Consider the following 18338-nt stretch of genomic DNA (forward strand, 5'->3'; position numbering starts at 1 on the left):
CTAATCATGACCACGCAACCACTGCCTGCCAGTAGTTGGCTGAACGCACCTGCCCATCACGCCTGGCTTGCCACTGAAGGCCAGCGCCTGCTGTCATTCGCCAAGGCTTCCAGGCTGCCTGACGGCTTCGGCAACCTCGACGATCAAGGCGTCCTGCCGCCCGATGCCGTCGCCGAAACCATGAACACCGCCCGCATGACCCATAGCTTTGCCATGGCCCATGGCCTGGGCCTGCCAGGTTATGCCGACCTGGTGGAACACGGCGTCGTGGCCCTCAGCGGCCCGCTGCGCGATGCCCGGCACGGCGGTTGGTTCGCCACGCCCGACGCCCGCGACGGCAACACCGGCAAGGCCGCCTACCTGCACGCCTTTGTCGCCCTGGCCGCCAGCTCCGCAGTAGTGGCCGGCGCGCCCGGCGCGCAAACCTTGCTCAACGACGCGATCCACATCATCGACCAGTACTTCTGGAACGAAGAGGAGGGCGCGATGCTCGAGTCCTTCGCCCAGGACTGGAGCGGGGTAGAAGCCTATCGCGGCGCCAACAGCAACATGCACGCCACTGAAGCCTTCCTGGCCCTGGCCGATGTCACCGGTGAAACCCGCTGGTTGGACCGGGCACTGCGCATCGTCGAGCGGATTATTCATACCCATGCGGCGCAAAACCGGGACATGGTGATCGAGCATTTCGACAGCCATTGGCAACCCCTGCGTGGTTACAACGAAGACAACCCGGCCGATGGTTTTCGTCCCTACGGCATCACCCCCGGCCACGGCTTCGAATGGGCGCGACTGGTGTTGCACCTTGAGGCTGCGCGCCTGGATGCCGGGCTCGTCACCCCTGAGTGGCTAGTGACCGACGCCAAGGGCCTGTTCGCCAGCGCCTGTGAATACGCCTGGGCCGTCGACGGCGCCCCCGGCATTGTCTACACCCTCGACTGGAGCCAGCGCCCCGTGGTGCGCGAGCGCCTGCACTGGACCCATTGCGAAGCCAGTGCCGCTGCCCAGGCGCTGCTCAAACGCACCGGCGAGCTGCATTACGAAACCTGGTACCGGCGCTTCTGGGAGTTCTGTGAAACCCGTTTCATTGACCGCACCCACGGCAGCTGGCACCACGAACTGAGCCCGAAAAACCAGCCCAGCGCGAAAATCTGGGGTGGCAAACCGGACCTCTACCACGCCTGGCAGTCTGTCTTGCTGCCGGGTCTACCCTTGTCACCGAGCATGGCCAGTGCCGTGGCCACCGGGCGCTATGTCACCAAGTGGTGACATTTTGGCGTCCCTTTGTTACCTGCACCTGAAAAATCCCTGTTTAAACTCGTTTGCAGCGCAAGCACCGACTTGCATGCATAACAACAAGAAAAAAGGTACTCAGATGAAAGCGATCAGTCGCCTCGCCGTAGCTATTTCCGTTGCCTCGTTGTTTCCCCTCAGTGCTTTTGCCGCCGACTCGAAAGGGACGGTTGAAGTTGTGCATTGGTGGACCTCGGGTGGCGAGAAAGCGGCAGTAGATGTCCTGAAGGCCCAAGTTGAAAAAGACGGTTTCACCTGGAAAGACGGTGCCGTCGCCGGCGGTGGCGGTTCCACTGCCATGACCGTACTGAAAAGCCGCGCCGTTGCTGGCAACCCGCCAGGCATGGCCCAGATCAAAGGCCCCGACATCCAGGAATGGGCGTCCACCGGGCTGCTCGACACCGACGTCCTGAAGGAACCCGCCAAAGAAGAGAAGTGGGATAGCCTGCTGGACAAGAAAGTCTCCGATACCGTGAAGTACGAAGGTAACTACGTGGCCGTGCCGGTGAACATTCACCGCGTGAACTGGCTGTGGATCAACCCGGAAGTGTTCAAGAAAGCCGGTATCACCAAGAACCCGACCACTCTCGAAGAATTCTACGCAGCGGGCGACAAGCTCAAGGCCGCGGGCTTCATTCCGCTCGCCCACGGCGGCCAGCCTTGGCAGGACAGCACCGTCTTCGAAGCGGTCGTGCTCTCGGTCATGGGGGCTGACGGTTACAAGAAAGCCCTGGTCGACCTCGACGAAAAAGCCCTGACCGGCCCTGAAATGATCAAGTCCCTGACCGAGCTGAAGAAAGTCGCGACCTACATGGACGCCGACGGCAAAGGCCAGGACTGGAACCTGGAAGCCGCCAAGGTCATCAACGGCAAGGCCGGCATGCAGATCATGGGTGACTGGGCCAAGAGTGAATGGACCGCCGCCAAGAAAGTCGCCGGCAAAGACTACGAGTGCGTAGCCTTCCCGGGCACCGACAAGGCCTTCACCTACAACATCGACTCCCTCGCAGCCTTCAAGCAGAAAGACAAAGGCACTGCTGCCGGTCAGCAGGACATCGCCAAGGTCGTGCTGAGCGAAAACTTCCAGAAAGTCTTCAGCATCAACAAGGGCTCGATCCCGGTTCGTATCGACATGTTGCAAGACATGGGCAAATACGGCTTCGACTCCTGCGCCCAGACTGCTGCCAAGGACTTCCTGGCGGATGCCAAGACTGGCGGCCTGCAACCAAGCATGGCCCACAACATGGCAACCACGCTGGCGGTACAAGGCGCGTTCTTTGATGTCGTGACCAACTACATCAATGACCCGAAAGCTGACCCTGCCGATACCGCGAAGAAACTCGCGGCAGCGATCAAGTCGGCCAAGTAACGGTTAGTACCGAATGGCCTTGTGGGGGGACCCCTAACCCCCACAAGGCATGTTCCTGTAGTCCTTTTTCCCTGTACTGGATTTTCCCATGAGTTCTGTTGCTGTGTTCAGCAAAGCCTCGCCGTTCGATGCACTGCAGCGCTGGCTACCCAAACTGGTGCTGGCGCCGAGCATGTTCATCGTTCTGGTGGGCTTCTATGGCTACATCCTGTGGACGTTCGTGCTGTCGTTCACTAACTCGACTTTCCTGCCGACCTACAAATTCGTAGGTCTGGCGCAATACGTGCGCTTGTTCGACAACGACCGCTGGTGGGTCGCGAGCAAGAACCTCGCGGTGTTCGGTGGCATGTTCATCGGCATCACCCTGGTGATCGGCGTGACCCTGGCGATTTTCCTCGACCAGAAAATCCGTCGCGAAGGTTTTATCCGCACCATTTACCTGTACCCGATGGCGCTCTCGATGATCGTCACCGGTACCGCCTGGAAATGGCTGCTCAACCCAGGCATGGGCCTGGACAAACTGCTGCGTGACTGGGGCTGGGAAGGCTTTCGCCTGGACTGGCTGATCGACCCGGACCGTGTGGTGTATTGCCTGGTGATCGCTGCTGTGTGGCAAGCCTCGGGCTTCATCATGGCGATGTTCCTCGCCGGCCTGCGCGGTGTTGATCAATCGATCATCCGTGCGGCGCAGATCGACGGCGCGAGCATGCCGCGCATCTACTGGAAAGTGGTGCTGCCAAGCCTGCGCCCGGTGTTCTTCAGTGCGGTAATGATCCTGGCGCATATCGCGATCAAGAGCTTCGACCTGGTGGCGGCCATGACGGCGGGTGGTCCGGGTTACTCCTCCGACCTGCCAGCGATGTTCATGTACTCCTTCACCTTCAGCCGCGGCCAGATGGGCATGGGTTCGGCCAGTGCGATTCTGATGCTCGGTGCGATTCTCGCAATCATCGTGCCTTACCTGTACTCCGAGCTGAGGACCAAGCGCAATGACTAGTCTTGCTGGCAAACCTGCCATCAGCCTGAGCCGCGTCGCGATCTACGCGGTGCTGATTCTCGCTGTCCTGCTGTACCTGGTGCCGTTGGTGGTCATGTTGCTCACCAGCTTCAAGACCCCGGAAGACATCAGCACCGGCAACCTGCTGAGCTGGCCCACCGTGATCACCGGCATCGGCTGGGTGAAAGCCTGGGCCACGGTTGACGGCTACTTCTGGAACTCGATCAAGATCACCGTTCCGGCGGTACTGATCTCCACCGCCATCGGTGCGTTGAACGGCTACGTGCTGTCGATGTGGCGCTTCCGTGGTTCGCAGTTGTTCTTCGGCCTGTTGCTGTTCGGCTGCTTCCTGCCGTTCCAGACCGTGCTGCTGCCAGCCTCGTTCACCCTCGGCAAGATGGGCCTGGCCAGTACCACCACGGGCCTGGTGTTCGTGCACATCGTCTACGGACTGGCGTTTACTACACTGTTCTTCCGTAACTACTACGTCAGCATTCCCGATGCACTGGTGAAGGCGGCTCGCCTGGATGGCGCGGGGTTCTTCACGATCTTCCGCCTGATCATCCTGCCGATGTCGACACCCATCATCATGGTGTGCCTGATCTGGCAGTTCACGCAGATCTGGAACGACTTCCTGTTCGGCGTGGTGTTCTCCAGCGGTGATTCGCAGCCCATCACGGTGGCGCTGAACAACCTGGTCAACACCAGTACCGGGGTCAAGGAATATAACGTTGATATGGCGGCGGCGATGATCGCCGGGCTGCCGACCCTGCTGGTCTATGTGGTCGCAGGCAAGTATTTCGTGCGCGGCCTGACGGCCGGCGCGGTCAAGGGGTAATCATGGCAACGCTCGAACTTCGTAACGTAAACAAGACCTACGGTACCGGTCTGCCGGACACCCTGAAGAACATCGAACTGTCGATCAAGGAAGGTGAGTTCCTGATCCTGGTCGGCCCTTCGGGTTGCGGCAAATCGACCTTGATGAATTGCATTGCCGGCCTGGAAAACATCACCGGTGGCGCGATCATGATCGGCGACCAGGACGTCAGCGGCATGAGCCCCAAGGATCGTGACATCGCCATGGTGTTCCAGTCCTACGCGCTGTACCCGACCATGAGCGTGCGCGAGAACATCGAATTCGGCCTGAAGATTCGCAAGATGCCCCAGGCGGCGATCGATGAAGAAGTGGCGCGAGTGGCCAAGCTGCTGCAGATCGAGCACCTGCTCAATCGCAAGCCGGGCCAGCTCTCCGGTGGCCAGCAACAACGTGTGGCCATGGGCCGGGCACTGGCGCGTCGCCCGAAGATCTACCTGTTCGACGAACCGCTGTCCAACCTCGACGCCAAGCTGCGGGTCGAGATGCGTACCGAAATGAAACTGATGCACCAGCGTCTGAAAACCACCACCGTCTACGTCACCCACGATCAGATCGAAGCGATGACCCTGGGCGACAAAGTGGCGGTCATGAAGGACGGCATCATCCAGCAGTTCGGCACGCCGAAAGAGATCTACAACGACCCGGCCAATCTGTTCGTGGCGAGCTTCATCGGTTCGCCGCCGATGAACTTCATTCCACTGCGCCTGCAACGCAAGGACGGCCGCCTGGTGGCGCTGCTGGACAGCGGCCAGGCCCGCTGTGAATTGCCGTTGAACATGAACGATGCCGGTCTTGAAGACCGCGAAGTGATCCTGGGCCTGCGCCCGGAGCAGATCGTGCTGGCCGCCGCCGAAGCCACCGGCGCGCCGACCATTCGGGCCGAGGTGCAAGTCACCGAGCCGACCGGTCCGGACACCCTGGTGTTCGTGCAAATCAATGACACCAAGGTCTGCTGCCGCCTGGCGCCCGATGTGGCGCCGCAAGTGGGCGAGACCCTGACCTTGCAGTTCGACCCGGCCAAGGTGTTGCTGTTCGACGCCAAGACCGGCGAGCGCCTGGGCACTGCCGCTTCGTTGCCTGCCCAGGACCGTGCCGACAACGTCGCTCAATTCAAGGGACGCTGAAGTTTCAAATGATGTGTAGGGGCTTTTGTGAGAGTCCTGCTCTCACAAAGAAGTAAACCGCGTTAGATAAAAACAGTTAATAACAATAAAGACGAGGATGTAGGGATGAAAAAGCACCACAACAACACCCGGTTGTTCTGCCAACTGTCAGCAGCAGCAGCCCTGGTACTGTCCGCCAATGCGATGGCGGACGACGCGTTCAGCGCCGACTCCAAGTGGATGACCGGTGATTGGGGCGGCGAACGTACCAAACTGATCGAGCAAGGTATCGACATCAAGGCGGATTACGTCGGTGAAGTCGGTGGCAACCTTGGCGGCGGCTACAACAACGACAAGACTGCCCGTTACGCTGACCAGTTCGGTCTGGGCGTGGCACTGGACCTGCAAAAGCTGTGGGGCTGGGACAACACCCAGGCCAAGATCCAGTTGACCAATCGTAATGGCGCAAACATCTCCAACGACCGTATCGGTGACCCGCGTGCCGGCACCTTGAGTTCGTCTCAAGAAGTCGACGGCCGAGGCCACATGGTGCGTCTGACCCAGTTCTGGGTTCAGCACCAGATGTTCGACAACAAGCTGGACGTGAAGCTCGGTTACTTCGGTGAAGGCGAAGACTTCAACACCTTCCCGTGCGACTTCCAGAACCTGTCGTTCTGCGGCTCCCAGGTCGGTAACTATGTAAACACCTGGTACAACTGGCCAGTCGCCCAGGCGGCTATTCGCGTGAAGTACAACATCACGCCTGAACTGTATGCGCAAATCGGTGCATACAACCAGAACCCGTCGCAACTGGAGCACGGCAACGGCTTCAAGCTCAGCGGCAGCGGCACCAAGGGCACCGTGATTCCGGTGGAGTTGGTCTGGTCGCCTAAGGTCAATGGCCTGCCGGGTGAATACCGTGTGGGTTACTACAAGAGCGCCGCGGACGCCAACGACGTACTTAAAGATGTCAATGGCAACGATGCAGCCACCACTGGGGCAGCCTACCGTGTGCGCAGCAGCAAAACCGGCTATTGGGGCGTCGTGCAACAGCAACTCACTACCCACAATGGCGACGCTTCCCGCGGCTTGAACATCGCGGCCAACGCCACCTTCCACGACAAAGACACCAACCTGGTCGACAACTACCAGTCGGTGATGCTTGTGTACAAAGGCCCATTCGACGCCCGTACCAAGGATGACGTGGGTATCGGTGTGTCCCGTATCCATGCCAACAGCGACGTGAAGAAAAACGCCGAGCTGTATAACGAGGCCAACGGTTTCACCGATTACAGCGAAGCGGGTTACGCGCCGCTGCGCAACACCGAATACAACGTCGAACTGAACTACGGCATCCACGTCACCAACTGGCTGACCGTGCGTCCCAACCTGCAATACATCGCCAACCCAGGTGGTGTTAAGCAAGTCGACAACGCGGTGGTAGCGGGCCTGAAAATTCAGTCTACGTTCTAACGTTGTTGCGATAAGCTCCTTCTCTCTGTGCGCATTTTGCGGGTAGCCATGGCTATCCGCTTTTTTTTGTGTGGGAGCTGGCTTGCCTGCGATGCGCGCCCCGCGGTGTATCTGCCACACCGAGGCGATGCCATCGCAGGCAAGCCAGCGCCTGCAAAGATATTCAGGACCGTGGCACATGCATGAGCATCCGCTGCAACGCTTTTTCAAATCCTTGCGCGAGCGGCCGGTATTCGCCTGGGAACGCTTTCAGATGCGCGATGTGCTGGTGATTGATCACCCGCTCTGCCAGGCGGTGTTCAGTCGCCAGGGCGCGCAATTGCTGCACTTTCAGCCCACGGGTCAGAAGCCCTGGCTGTGGTGCGCGGCCAAGTGGCCGCAGGTCGGCGCCATCCGTGGCGGCGTGCCTGTGTGTTGGCCGTGGTATGGCCGCCATCCCAGCGAAAACGCCTGGCCGTCCCATGGCTGGGCACGGCTGATCGACTGGAAATTGCTGGACAGCAGCACCGGCGACGCCGGCGTGCGTTTGCACTGGCAATTGCAGCTATGCGACTGGCAGGTGGACCTGCATGCACACCTGGGGGAAACCCTGGAGCTGCGCCTGGCCACCGAGCACCAGGACGAGCTGCCGTGCCAATTGAGCCATGCTTTGCACGCTTATTGGCGGATTGGCAATGTTGGTGAGATAGCGCTGTCTGGGCTCGATGGCGCGCAGGGCTACGACCAGCTGAATCGCCAGGCGTGCCAGCAGGAAGGTGAGTTGCGTGTCGATGGTGGGTGTCAGCGGGTGTTCCAGCACGACGGCGAACTGCACCTCAAGGACCATGCCTGGCAGCGCGAATTGTGCATCGACACCGGCGAGAGTGCCGACACGGTGGTGTGGCACCCGGGGAGTCGACCGTTGCTGGGGGTGAGCTTCAACGAGGCTGCGGGGTTTGTGTGTGTGGAGTCGGCGATGGCTGCTGCGAGCCTGGCGCCGGGGGAGCGGGCGCATTTGAGTTTGCAGGCGAGGGCGGGGGCTTGATCCGGATGTTCCGGTGTTGCTGATGCCGCTTTCGCGAGCAAGCCCGCTCCCACATTAGACCGAGTTCCACTTTTGGAATGCAGTCGAATGTGGGAGCGGGCTTGCTCGCGAAGAGGCCGGCACATTCACAGTAGATTCGGGCCTGATTCGGGCCTAGTTGAATTCATCCCCAACCGGATACCGGCTGTCGTTCAAGCTCTCTTTGATCTTGCGCAAGTGCGGCTGGAAATCCACTCCGCGACGCAAGGTCATGCCCGTCGCCAGTACATCCAGCACCGTCAACTGAATGATCCGCGAGGTCATCGGCATGTAGATGTCGGTGTCTTCCGGCAACGGAATGTTCAGGCTCACCGTACTGGCCTTGGCCAGCGGCGAATTTTCGGCGGTCACGCCCAGCACCGAGGCGCCGTTTTCCCGCGCAATACGTGCTACTTCCACCAGTTCACGGGTACGCCCGGTGTAGGAAATGATCACGAACAACTCCCCGGTGTGGGCCACCGAGGCGATCATCCGCTGCATCAGCACATCGGCGTGGGCCGTGACCGACAGGTTGAAACGGAAAAACTTGTGCAGCGCGTCCATGGCCACCGGCGCCGAAGCACCCAGGCCGAAGAAGTGGATCTGCCGAGCCTGGATCAGCAGGTCGACGGCCTTGCTGATCAGGTTCGGGTCCAGGGCCTGGCAGGCGCTGTCGAGGGACGCGATGGCACTGCCGAAGATCTTCTGGGTGTAGGCCTCCGGGTTATCATCGGCCTCCACCGCGCGGCTGACATACGCCGCGCCACTGGCCAGGCTTTGCGCCAGCTGCAATTTAAGTTCAGGGTAACCACTCACGCCGAACGAGCGGCAGAAGCGGTTCACTGTAGGTTCGCTGACCGAAGCGGCCTGGGCGAGGGCGGCGATAGAGAAGCGGGTCGCCTGCTGCGGGTTGAGCAGGATGACCTCGGCGACTTTACGTTCAGCCTTGTTCAGTTCTTCGAGGCGTTTCTGGATCTGTTCCAGTAGATTTCGCACGCGGTCCATTCATGTTTCCTTAGGGCGACGATGCAAATAAGGGTCGTCAACCAATCGACGAGCGGCCCTTTGCGGTGGCCTATCCTACTGAGGGTAGTTGAACACCACCACTCGGAATACGTTTTTCGGGAAAATGTTGTGGTTATTACTACATTTTTCCTTGAGTGATGCCTTAAAAAAAGGTATTTGTAGCTTAACTTGATAAAAGAACAAACATCATGCCTTCGATAACCGTAGAACCCTGCACCTTTGCCCTGTTTGGCGCCTTGGGTGATCTGGCGCTGCGCAAGTTATTTCCTGCCCTCTATCAACTCGATGGTGCGGGCCTGCTGCACGAAGACACGCGCATCCTGGCCCTGGCCCGTGAGGCCGGTTCCGAGCAACAGCACCTGGCCCACATTGAAAAAGAATTGCGTGGTTACGTTGGCAAGGAACTGGACGAAACCGTCGCCCAGCGTTTCCTGGCCCGCCTGACGTACCTGCATGTCGACTTCCTGAAGGCCGATGACTACGTCGCCCTGGCAGAGAACGCCGGCACCGAACAACGCCTGATCGCCTACTTCGCTACCCCGGCGGCGGTGTATGGCGCGATCTGCGAGAACCTGTCCAAGGTCGGCCTGGCGGAAAATACCCGCGTGGTCCTGGAAAAACCCATCGGCTCGGACCTGGATTCCTCGCGCAAGGTCAACGACGCCGTGGCGCAGTTCTTCCCGGAAAACCGCACCTACCGCATCGACCACTACCTGGGCAAAGAGACCGTCCAGAACCTGATCGCCTTGCGTTTTGCCAACAGCCTGTTTGAAACCCAGTGGAACCAGAACTACATCTCCCACGTGGAAATCACCGTGGCCGAGCAAGTAGGCATCGAAGGTCGCTGGGGCTATTTCGACAAGGCCGGGCAGCTGCGGGACATGATCCAGAACCACCTGCTGCAGCTGCTGTGCCTGATCGCCATGGACCCGCCGGCCGACCTGTCTGCCGACAGTATTCGGGACGAGAAGGTCAAGGTGCTCAAGGCCCTGGCGCCCATCAGCCCGGACGGCCTGACCACCCAGGTGGTGCGTGGCCAATACATCGCCGGCTACAGCGCCGGCAAGCCGGTACCGGGTTACCTGGAAGAAGAGAACTCCAACACCCAGAGCGACACCGAGACCTTCGTCGCCCTGCGTGCCGATATCCGTAACTGGCGTTGGGCCGGGGTGCCGTTCTACCTGCGTACCGGCAAGCGCATGCCGCAAAAACTGTCGCAGATCGTCATCCACTTCAAGGAACCGTCCCACTACATCTTCGCCCCGGAGCAGCGCTTGCAGATCAGCAACAAACTGATCATCCGCCTGCAACCGGACGAAGGGATTTCCTTGCGCGTGATGACCAAGGAGCAGGGCCTGGACAAGGGCATGCAACTGCGCAGCGGCCCGCTGCAACTGAATTTTTCCGACACCTATCGCAGCGCACGGATTCCCGATGCCTACGAGCGGCTGTTGCTGGAAGTAATGCGTGGCAACCAGAACCTGTTTGTGCGCAAAGATGAAATCGAAGCTGCGTGGAAGTGGTGTGACCAGTTGATCGCCGGGTGGAAAAAATCCGGTGATGCGCCCAAGCCGTACGCGGCGGGGTCCTGGGGGCCAATGAGCTCGATTGCACTGATCACGCGGGACGGGAGGTCTTGGTATGGCGATATCTGATTTGAAACTGCCTCAGGGCGTGACTGCCCATGAGTACCGCAACCCGGTGCTGCTGGCGGATGGCTTGGCCAATGACGTGGCCGAACAACTGCGCGCGGCCATCAGTGCCCGTGGCGAAGCGACCCTGGTGGTGTCCGGCGGCCGCAGCCCGGTGGCGTTCTTCCAGAACCTCGCCAAGCAAGGCCTGGACTGGTCCAAGGTGACCATCACCCTGGCCGACGAGCGCTGGGTGCCGGTGGAACATGCCGACAGCAATGCCGGCCTGTTGAAGAAGTATTTGCTGCAAGGCCCGGCGGCCAAGGCCAAGTTCCTGAGCCTGTACAGCGTCGCCGCCACCCTTGACGACGCTGCCGAGCAGGCCGATCGCCTGCTGGCCGAGTTGCCGGCGATTGATGTGCTGGTACTGGGCATGGGCGACGACGGCCACACCGCGTCGCTGTTCCCCAACAGCCCGAACCTGGCTGAAGCGTTGAAGCCGGACGGCAGCCGTCGTTGCTGGCCGATGCTGGCGCCGACCGTGCCGCACCAGCGCCTGACCATGAGTCGCGCGCTGCTGGCCACCGCCCACTACACCGTGCTGTCGATTTCCGGCAGCTCGAAATTGACCACCTTGAGCGCCGCGCTGGCCAGTGACGACGTTGCTGCCATGCCGATACGCGCGTTTTTGCAACCTACTCTAGAGATTTACTGGTGCCCATGAGCCAAGGATCAGCCGCGATGAACAGCCCTCAACCTACCGTTTCCATGGCGGACAAAGTTGCCTTGATCGACAGCCTCTGCGCCAAGGCGCGGATCCTGCCGGTGATCACCATTGCCCGCGAACAGGACATCCTGCCGCTGGCCGATGCCCTGGCAGCCGGTGGTTTGACCGCACTGGAAGTGACCCTGCGTTCGCAGTTCGGCCTCAAGGCCATCCAGGTACTGCGTGAGCAGCGTCCGGAGCTGTGCACCGGTGCCGGTACCGTGCTGGATCGTCATATGCTGGAAGCGGCCGAAGTGGCCGGTTCGCAATTTATCGTCACTCCCGGGATTACCCGTGACCTGCTGGAAGCCTCGGTACACAGCTCGATTCCGCTGTTGCCGGGCATCAGCAATGCCTCCGGGATCATGGAAGGTTATGGCCTGGGTTATCGCCGCTTCAAGCTGTTTCCGGCTGAAGTCAGCGGTGGCGTGGCGGCGATCAAGGCCCTGGGCGGTCCGTTTGGCGAAGTGAAATTCTGCCCGACTGGCGGGGTTGGCCCGGCCAACATCAAGAGCTACATGGCGTTGAAAAATGTGATGTGCGTGGGCGGTAGCTGGATGCTTGATCCGGAGTGGGTCAAGAACGGCGACTGGGCACGCATCCAGGAAACCACCGCCGAGGCGCTGGCCCTGCTGGACTGATTGGATTTACCGAATCGTTGTTGCTGTGTTCTACGGCATTTTTGCGGTGCACTTGGTCGGTGTGCCGCTTTTTTTTGCCTGCGGAAAATGGCCCACTCCCACTGTAGGAGCGAGCTTGCTCGCGAAAAAACCGAGAGCACCGCTGGGTGTCAGGTTTCCCGTGTCATCGTTAACGACCTTCGCGAGCAAGCTCGCTCCTACAGTGATATCGCGCTCAGTTCGGTGATGGCTTTGATCAGCGCATGAATGTCCGCCGCTGACGTCAAAAAGCCTGGTGTCACCCGAATACAACTGCCGAACGAAGCCCCGCTGCGGGTTGTGGTGAAGAGGTTGTATTCCTTGAGCAGTCGGTCCGCCATCACCTGTTGATCCGGCTGATGAGTGAACTTGAACGACGTAATCGCGCAATACAGCCGTGGATCGTCGGGCGTCAGCACTTCAATTCCCGGCAACTGCCGCACCTCACTCACCCACAAATCCCGCAGGTAATTAAGGCGGGCGCCCTTGGCTCTGGATCCACCCAGCAAACGATGCTCTTCGAACACCAGCGGCAAGGTCATCAACGCCGGGAAATTCGGCGTGCTGTACGGCGTGCGGGCACGTACATCGGTCACCGGATAGTGAAACTCACCCATGTCCGGATCAATGTCCGCCAACCGTTGCGGGTCGATATAAATAAAGCCCAGGGTCAACGGCGCACCGATCCACTTGTGCAGGTTGAAACCGGCAAACGCGATACCCAACTGTGCCAGGTTGAACTCGATCTGCCCCAGCGCATGGGCGCCATCGAGGATCACATCAATTCCATGTTCCCTGGCAGCGCCGGCAATCGCCTCCACCGGCATCACCAGCCCTGTGCGGTGAGTGACGTAGGTCAGTGCCAGCAGTTTCAGGCGGGGATAGCGCAGGAACGCATCGCGATACGTCTGCACCAGGCTGTCGAAACTGGCCGGGTGTTCGTGGGCAATCTCGATCACTTCTACGCCGCGATTCTGCGCCAGCCAGCGCATGGCGCCCTTGACGGTGTCGTACTCCAGGTCGCTGATCAGCACCTGGTCGCCGGGCTGCAAGCGGTTGTAGTTGCGGATCAGCGACTGCAACGCATCCGAGGCGCAGCGGGTGAGGGCGATGGCTTCAGGATCGGCGTCCATCAACTGCGCCAACTGGTTACGGATCTCGACGTTTTCGCCCTGCTCGAAACGCTGGCGCACATGGATCGAGTTGCTGCGGTTGATGAAGGCGACGTTGTCCTGATACTGCTCAAGTACCGCGCGGCTCATGCGCCCGAAGTAACCGTTTTCGAGGTTGATCGGGCCAGGCTCCAGGTCGTAGCGCTGGGCGATGGCGTGCCAGTGTTGTTCGTCGCGGGTACTGTCCATGTGCGTGCTCTATTAATGACGAGGGGCGGGCTTGCCGTGCTTGGCGCGTAGGGGTTCCAGCAGTTCGGATAAACCGTTGTGGTCGATTTCCTGCATCAGGGCCAGCAACCCGCCCAGTTCGCCGTGGGGGAAACCTTCACGGGCGAACCAGTTCAGGTAGGGGCCGGGCAAGTCGGCAATGATCCGGCCCTTGTACTTGCCGAAGGGCATTTCGCGGGTGATCAGCAGTTCAAGTTTTTCAGGGTTCATTGCGGCTTCAGGTGTTTGAGTCGATGCCTTGGAAAATACAGGCATTCTGCATGGAGGCCAAATGACAGATCATGCAAATAAAGCGGATACAGATTTTTGTGTATTGGCTAACTTATTGAAATTTAAGTAATAAATTGTTTTTCAAAAGCTGGCACGGGCGCTGCAATTACTAATACACGTTTCTTAACCCGCGAAGGAATTGAAAAATGACTGATATCAACAAAGAATCGATCTCCGTACTCAACGACCTGATCGAGACCAGCAAAGACGGCCAGGAAGGCTTCAAGACCTGCGCAGAAGACATCAAGCACCCAGAACTCAAAGCCCTGTTTGCCAAACGTTCCGTTGATTGCGGTACCGCCGCTGCCGAACTGCAGACCGCAGTAAGAGCACTGGGTGGCGATCCGGAAGATTCCGGCAGCGTCGCCGGTGCCTTGCACCGTGGTTGGGTCGACGTGAAGTCGATGGTGACCGGTAAAGACGAAGAAGCCGTGCTGAACGAAGCCGAGCGCGGTGAAGACCACGCACTGAAGGCTTACAAAGAAGCGATCGAGAAGATCAACAAGCACAACCTGCTGGGCATTCGTGACCTGGTAGAGCGTCAGTTCCACGGCGCGCAACGCAACCACGACCAGGTGAAAGCCCTGCGTAACCAGGCTCGCGCTCAGTCTTGAGCCCCGCCTGAATAAAAAAGCCCCGCAGATGCGGGGCTTTTTCATGGGCATTCGTTCAACCGATGCTGATGGCCGGCAGTTCGGTCAGGGTCACGGTCTGCTGCTTGCGTGGCGCGAGGATCTCGGCTTCGCCATCCACCACCAGTTCATCGCGCTGGTTGAATACGCGGGTGGCGATACGCACGCGGAATTTCGGCAGCTTCTCGAGGATTTCCAGACGCACGGTCAGGGTGTCGCCGATTTTGACCGGCTTCTGGAAGGTCATTTGCTGGCCGATGTATATCGTGCCGGGCCCAGGCAACTCGCACGCAACCGCCGCGCTGATCAGGGCGCCGCTGAACATGCCGTGGGCAATGCGCTCCTTGAACATGGTCGCCTTGGCGAATTCGGCGTCCAGATGCACCGGGTTGTGGTCGCCGGACATTGCCGCGAACAACTGGATATCGCGCTCTTCGACGGTCTTGCTGTAGCTGGCGGTCTGGCCGACTTCGAGGGCTTCGTAAGGCGTGTTGGTAACCTGGGTCATCAGTTGGTGCATCCTGTGGCTAATCAGAAATCTTAATATATTGATTTTAAACGAAAAATCATTCGCAGTGAGTAGGGCGGCGCAGCACTGCTGCCTGGGCCAGCCACGTCAGCACGTCGGCTGTGACCGCATCACGGTTGGTTTCGTTGAATAATTCGTGGCGCGCCTGTGGGTAAATGCTCAGCTCCAGGTGCTGGCAGCCGGCTTCACGCAACGCATTGGCCAGACTTTTGAGACGCTTGCCTTCACTGACCGGATCACATTCACCGCCCATTATCAGGATGGGCAGCCCCGGGTCTATCTGAGCGAGATTGGACGCTTTGCTGATTTGCTGCAAGCCGCCCAGCAGGTCGATCCACAGCTGGTTGGTGCAACGGAAGCCGCAAAGCGGGTCGCTGACGTACTTGTCGACCTCGGCCGGGTCACGGCTGAGCCAGTCGAAAGCGGTGCGATTGGGTTTGAACGCCTTGTTGAACGATCCAAATGACAGGAAATCAATCAGCGCACTGCGCCCGCGCAACCCCTGGCGCAGGCGTTCGACATGGGCAATCACCTTGGCCGCGCCGTACAGCGCCACCGGCTGGAAATTCGAGCCGCTGAGAATCGCCCCGTTAAGGCTCGCGCTGTGGTGCAGCAGGTACGCCTGGGCAATGTAGCTGCCCATGCTGTGGCCCAGCAGGATGATCGGCACCCCCGGCGCCTGCTGGCCGATATGCTGGTTGAGGCTCGCCAGGTCGCCCACCACCTTGTTCCAGCCGTCTTTCTCGGCGAACAGCCCCAGGGTGCCCTCGTCGGCGGTACGCCCGTGGCCGCGCTGGTCGGGGGCGTACAGGCCGTAGCCGGCATCGCACAACGCCTGGGCCAGGCGGGCATAGCGGCCACTGTGCTCGGCCATGCCGTGGGCCAGCATGATCAGCGCCTTGGGCGGCCCGTCCGGCAGCCACTGGTTGACGTACACCCGACTGCGGTCATTCGCGGTCAGCCAGAAAGTGGTGTGGTTCATGGCGCTTCCTTTGCTCAGGGTCGTTGCAGTGTATAGCTCATTCACCGCAGGCCGCTGGATCAGCGCTGGCCTTGGCGGGGAGATTCACACAATCAATGACGCATCTTGTTGTATTTGCCTGATTGACCATAGCTGCTAACGTCCCCAAAGCTCCGCTTTCATCGCAACATCAAAAGCGGCCGGACCACTCAGGTAAGAGGACAAGAATAATGCAACCTGATTTCTGGAATGACAAACGCGCAGCCGGGGTTCCCAACGAGATCGACCTCACAGCCTATAAATCGGTGATCGAAGTCTTCGAGCGTTCCTGCAAGACCTTTGCCGATCGTCCGGCGTTCAGCAACATGGGGATCACCCTGACCTACGCCGAGCTGGATCGGCGCAGCGCCGCGTTCGCCGGTTACCTGCAGTGGCACACCGACCTCAAGCCGGGTGACCGCATTGCCGTGCAGATGCCCAACGTCCTGCATTATCCGATTGCCGTGTTCGGCGCCCTGCGCGCCGGGCTGATCGTGGTCAACACCAACCCGTTGTACACCCCGCGGGAAATGCGTCACCAATTCAAGGATGCCGGCATTCGTGCGCTGGTGTACCTGAACCTGTTTGGCTCGCGGGTTGAAGAAGTCAGCAAGGACACCGAGATCGAATACCTGATCGAAGCGAAGATGGGCGACTTCATGCCTGCCGCCAAGGGCTGGCTGATCAACACCGTGGTCGACAAGGTGAAGAAGATGGTCCCGGCCTATAACCTGCCGCAAGCCATCTCCTTCAAGCGCGCCCTGCGCATGGGCGCCGGCCAGGCACTCAACCGCCACCCGGTGACCCTCGACGACATCGCGGTGCTGCAATACACCGGCGGCACCACCGGCCTGGCCAAGGGCGCAATGCTTACCCACGGCAACCTGGTGGCCAACATGCAGCAAGTGCGGGCGTGCATGTCGCAACTGGGGGACGACGGCCATCCGCTGATCAAGGAAGGCCAGGAGGTGATGGTGGCGCCGCTGCCGCTGTACCACATCTATGCCTTCACCGCGAATTGCATGTGCATGATGGTATCGGGCAACCACAACGTACTGATCACCAATCCCCGGGACATCGGCGGCTTTATCAAGGAGCTGAAAAAGTGGCGCTTCACCGGGCTGCTGGGGCTCAACACCCTGTTTGTGGCCTTGATGGACCACCCGGACTTCAAGAGCCTGGATTTCTCCCACCTCAAGCTCACCAACTCCGGCGGCACCGCACTGGTCAAGGCCACGGCCGAGCGCTGGCAGCAACTGACCGGCTGCGCGATTGGTGAAGGCTACGGCTTGACCGAAACCTCACCGGTGGCCAGCACCAACCCCTATGGCGGCAAATCGAAGCTGGGTACCGTGGGCATTCCGGTGCCGGGCACGGCGATGAAGATCATCGACGACAACGGCGCGGAGCTGCCGCTGGGCGAGCGGGGCGAGCTGTGCATCAAGGGCCCGCAAGTGATGAAGGGCTACTGGCAGCAACCGGTGGCCACTGCCGAGACCCTGGACGCCGAAGGCTGGCTCAAGACCGGCGATATCGCGGTGATCGACCCGGACGGCTTTGTGCGCATCGTTGATCGCAAGAAGGATCTGATCATCGTCTCGGGGTTCAACGTGTACCCCAACGAGATCGAAGACGTGGTGATGGCGCATCCGGCGGTGGCCAGCTGCGCGGTGATCGGCGTACCGGACGAGCGTACCGGCGAGGCGGTGAAGCTGTTTGTGGTGGCCCGTGCCCAAGGCGTGAGCCTTGAAGAGCTGAAGACCTACTGCAAGGCCAACTTCACCGGCTACAAGGTGCCCAAGCATATTGTGCTGCGTGAGTCGTTGCCGATGACGCCGGTGGGCAAGATCCTGCGGCGCGAATTGCGCGACATAGCCTGATTTGAAATAAGGTCAAAAAATGTGGGAGCGGGCTTGCTCGCGAAAGCGGTATACCAGTCGACATATCCTGTGACTGACACTGCGCTTTCGCGAGCAAGCCCGCTCCCACATTTGGTTTTTATTCATTCAGTTTAAATGCGTAGAAGCCCATTCCAGAGCCCTTTCTTGGCTTATAGAATCTTTGCTCTAAAAATGACCATTAGATATTCTTGAGTCATGTTTATGACCGTAGGGGCCTCTTTTGGCTCTAGGCGGCCCTTGGCAAAGCTGCTACTCTCGGCGCGCTTTGTGACCTCTTGGCCTGCTTTTAACCGCCAGACTCACCCAAAAACAAACAAATAATAATCGCATCAAATGCGATGAATGAATTCGCGTCGCTGAGGAGTGGGCTTCC

17 protein-coding genes and 1 pseudogene are annotated in these 18338 nt (G+C 59.7%); 12 read left to right on the plus strand and 6 right to left on the minus strand.

What is annotated here, in order from left to right; translation table 11 throughout:
* The first annotated feature begins 6 nt into the window (after nt 1-6).
* The 7 genes from HX824_RS11665 to HX824_RS11695 all read left to right on the plus strand — a co-directional run bounded on the left by HX824_RS11665 (nt 7) and on the right by HX824_RS11695 (nt 8133).
* Complete coding sequence (locus tag HX824_RS11665; RefSeq protein ID WP_177049528.1) at nt 7-1266, plus strand: AGE family epimerase/isomerase; 1260 nt, start codon at nt 7-9, stop codon at nt 1264-1266.
* A 106-nt stretch (nt 1267-1372) separates the two neighbouring features.
* Entirely contained in the window at nt 1373-2659 is a 1287-nt protein-coding gene (locus HX824_RS11670) for an ABC transporter substrate-binding protein (protein WP_003213009.1), read from the plus strand.
* Between the two features lie 88 nt (nt 2660-2747).
* Nucleotides 2748-3656: a carbohydrate ABC transporter permease gene (locus tag HX824_RS11675; protein ID WP_003213011.1), complete on the plus strand. Its 909-nt coding sequence runs from the start codon at nt 2748-2750 to the stop codon at nt 3654-3656.
* The gene (locus HX824_RS11680) at nt 3649-4494 is read left to right on the plus strand and encodes a carbohydrate ABC transporter permease (protein WP_003213012.1); all 846 of its coding nucleotides are present in this window, start codon (nt 3649-3651) and stop codon (nt 4492-4494) included. Before HX824_RS11675 ends, HX824_RS11680 begins: the two co-directional genes overlap by 8 nt.
* Before the next feature lie 2 nt (nt 4495-4496).
* Nucleotides 4497-5657, plus strand: coding sequence for an ABC transporter ATP-binding protein (locus tag HX824_RS11685; protein WP_017475738.1), 1161 nt, complete (start codon nt 4497-4499; stop codon nt 5655-5657).
* Between the two features lie 105 nt (nt 5658-5762).
* On the plus strand, nt 5763-7109 hold the full coding sequence (locus HX824_RS11690) for a carbohydrate porin (RefSeq protein ID WP_134327217.1): 1347 nt from the start codon (nt 5763-5765) through the stop codon (nt 7107-7109).
* Between the two features lie 178 nt (nt 7110-7287).
* The gene (locus HX824_RS11695; RefSeq protein ID WP_177054560.1) at nt 7288-8133 is read left to right on the plus strand and encodes a D-hexose-6-phosphate mutarotase; all 846 of its coding nucleotides are present in this window, start codon (nt 7288-7290) and stop codon (nt 8131-8133) included.
* 153 nt (nt 8134-8286) lie between these two features.
* Here HX824_RS11695 and HX824_RS11700 read toward each other — a convergent pair whose 3' ends face one another.
* On the minus strand, nt 8287-9147 hold the full coding sequence (locus HX824_RS11700; RefSeq protein WP_173406104.1) for a MurR/RpiR family transcriptional regulator: 861 nt from the start codon (nt 9145-9147) through the stop codon (nt 8287-8289).
* A 218-nt stretch (nt 9148-9365) separates the two neighbouring features.
* Between HX824_RS11700 and zwf the strand changes: the two genes are divergently transcribed.
* From zwf to HX824_RS11715, 3 genes are read left to right on the plus strand one after another with little or no spacing between them, the layout of a single operon-like run.
* A complete protein-coding gene (gene zwf, locus HX824_RS11705) occupies nt 9366-10832 on the plus strand; it encodes a glucose-6-phosphate dehydrogenase (protein ID WP_003213023.1) in 1467 nt (488 codons plus the stop codon).
* The gene (gene pgl, locus HX824_RS11710; RefSeq protein WP_008431579.1) at nt 10819-11532 is read left to right on the plus strand and encodes a 6-phosphogluconolactonase; all 714 of its coding nucleotides are present in this window, start codon (nt 10819-10821) and stop codon (nt 11530-11532) included. Before zwf ends, pgl begins: the two co-directional genes overlap by 14 nt.
* A gap of 17 nt (nt 11533-11549) precedes the next feature.
* Nucleotides 11550-12215, plus strand: a complete 666-nt coding sequence (locus tag HX824_RS11715; protein ID WP_003213027.1) for a bifunctional 4-hydroxy-2-oxoglutarate aldolase/2-dehydro-3-deoxy-phosphogluconate aldolase — start codon at nt 11550-11552, stop codon at nt 12213-12215.
* Between the two features lie 99 nt (nt 12216-12314).
* Here HX824_RS11715 and HX824_RS32575 read toward each other — a convergent pair.
* The 3 genes and pseudogenes from HX824_RS32575 to HX824_RS11725 all read right to left on the minus strand — a co-directional run.
* A pseudogene (locus HX824_RS32575) lies at nt 12315-12422 on the minus strand (outer membrane lipoprotein carrier protein LolA); the annotation flags it as partial.
* Nucleotides 12413-13594 (minus strand): aminotransferase class V-fold PLP-dependent enzyme, encoded by a 1182-nt coding sequence (locus tag HX824_RS11720; protein ID WP_177054561.1) that lies wholly within the window; start codon nt 13592-13594, stop codon nt 12413-12415. The pseudogene HX824_RS32575 and the gene HX824_RS11720, both read right to left, overlap by 10 nt.
* Before the next feature lie 12 nt (nt 13595-13606).
* Nucleotides 13607-13843, minus strand: coding sequence for a DUF3820 family protein (locus HX824_RS11725; RefSeq protein WP_003213031.1), 237 nt, complete (start codon nt 13841-13843; stop codon nt 13607-13609).
* 206 nt (nt 13844-14049) lie between these two features.
* On the opposite strand from HX824_RS11725, the gene HX824_RS11730 reads away from it, so the two are divergent.
* Complete coding sequence (locus tag HX824_RS11730) at nt 14050-14517, plus strand: PA2169 family four-helix-bundle protein (RefSeq protein WP_003213033.1); 468 nt, start codon at nt 14050-14052, stop codon at nt 14515-14517.
* 55 nt (nt 14518-14572) lie between these two features.
* Here the strand turns inward: HX824_RS11730 and HX824_RS11735 are convergent, their stop codons facing one another.
* On the minus strand, nt 14573-15043 hold the full coding sequence (locus HX824_RS11735) for a MaoC family dehydratase (protein ID WP_003213034.1): 471 nt from the start codon (nt 15041-15043) through the stop codon (nt 14573-14575).
* A 58-nt stretch (nt 15044-15101) separates the two neighbouring features.
* The gene (locus tag HX824_RS11740; protein WP_177054562.1) at nt 15102-16046 is read right to left on the minus strand and encodes an alpha/beta hydrolase; all 945 of its coding nucleotides are present in this window, start codon (nt 16044-16046) and stop codon (nt 15102-15104) included.
* Nucleotides 16047-16255: 209 nt separating this feature from the next.
* Here HX824_RS11740 and fadD2 point away from each other — a divergent pair, with 209 nt between their 5' ends.
* Nucleotides 16256-17944 (plus strand): long-chain-fatty-acid--CoA ligase FadD2, encoded by a 1689-nt coding sequence (gene fadD2, locus HX824_RS11745; RefSeq protein ID WP_003213039.1) that lies wholly within the window; start codon nt 16256-16258, stop codon nt 17942-17944.
* Nucleotides 17945-18338 lie beyond the last annotated feature (394 nt).

The organism is Pseudomonas sp. D4002 (assembly GCF_013385665.1).
In the GTDB taxonomy this organism is placed as follows: Bacteria; Pseudomonadota; Gammaproteobacteria; order Pseudomonadales; family Pseudomonadaceae; genus Aquipseudomonas.

Coding starts and splice junctions, on each gene's coding strand:
- HX824_RS11675 (WP_003213011.1), top strand. CDS start 2,748: ATGAGTTCTGTTGCTGTGTTCAGCAAAGCCTCGCCGTTCGATGCACTG.
- HX824_RS11690 (WP_134327217.1), top strand. CDS start 5,763: ATGAAAAAGCACCACAACAACACCCGGTTGTTCTGCCAACTGTCAGCA.
- HX824_RS11680 (WP_003213012.1), top strand. CDS start 3,649: ATGACTAGTCTTGCTGGCAAACCTGCCATCAGCCTGAGCCGCGTCGCG.
- HX824_RS11735 (WP_003213034.1), bottom strand. CDS start 15,043: ATGACCCAGGTTACCAACACGCCTTACGAAGCCCTCGAAGTCGGCCAG.
- fadD2 (WP_003213039.1), top strand. CDS start 16,256: ATGCAACCTGATTTCTGGAATGACAAACGCGCAGCCGGGGTTCCCAAC.
- HX824_RS11665 (WP_177049528.1), top strand. CDS start 7: ATGACCACGCAACCACTGCCTGCCAGTAGTTGGCTGAACGCACCTGCC.
- HX824_RS11740 (WP_177054562.1), bottom strand. CDS start 16,046: ATGAACCACACCACTTTCTGGCTGACCGCGAATGACCGCAGTCGGGTG.
- HX824_RS11715 (WP_003213027.1), top strand. CDS start 11,550: ATGAACAGCCCTCAACCTACCGTTTCCATGGCGGACAAAGTTGCCTTG.
- HX824_RS11720 (WP_177054561.1), bottom strand. CDS start 13,594: ATGGACAGTACCCGCGACGAACAACACTGGCACGCCATCGCCCAGCGC.
- HX824_RS11670 (WP_003213009.1), top strand. CDS start 1,373: ATGAAAGCGATCAGTCGCCTCGCCGTAGCTATTTCCGTTGCCTCGTTG.
- HX824_RS11685 (WP_017475738.1), top strand. CDS start 4,497: ATGGCAACGCTCGAACTTCGTAACGTAAACAAGACCTACGGTACCGGT.
- HX824_RS11695 (WP_177054560.1), top strand. CDS start 7,288: ATGCATGAGCATCCGCTGCAACGCTTTTTCAAATCCTTGCGCGAGCGG.
- pgl (WP_008431579.1), top strand. CDS start 10,819: ATGGCGATATCTGATTTGAAACTGCCTCAGGGCGTGACTGCCCATGAG.
- HX824_RS11730 (WP_003213033.1), top strand. CDS start 14,050: ATGACTGATATCAACAAAGAATCGATCTCCGTACTCAACGACCTGATC.
- HX824_RS11725 (WP_003213031.1), bottom strand. CDS start 13,843: ATGAACCCTGAAAAACTTGAACTGCTGATCACCCGCGAAATGCCCTTC.
- zwf (WP_003213023.1), top strand. CDS start 9,366: ATGCCTTCGATAACCGTAGAACCCTGCACCTTTGCCCTGTTTGGCGCC.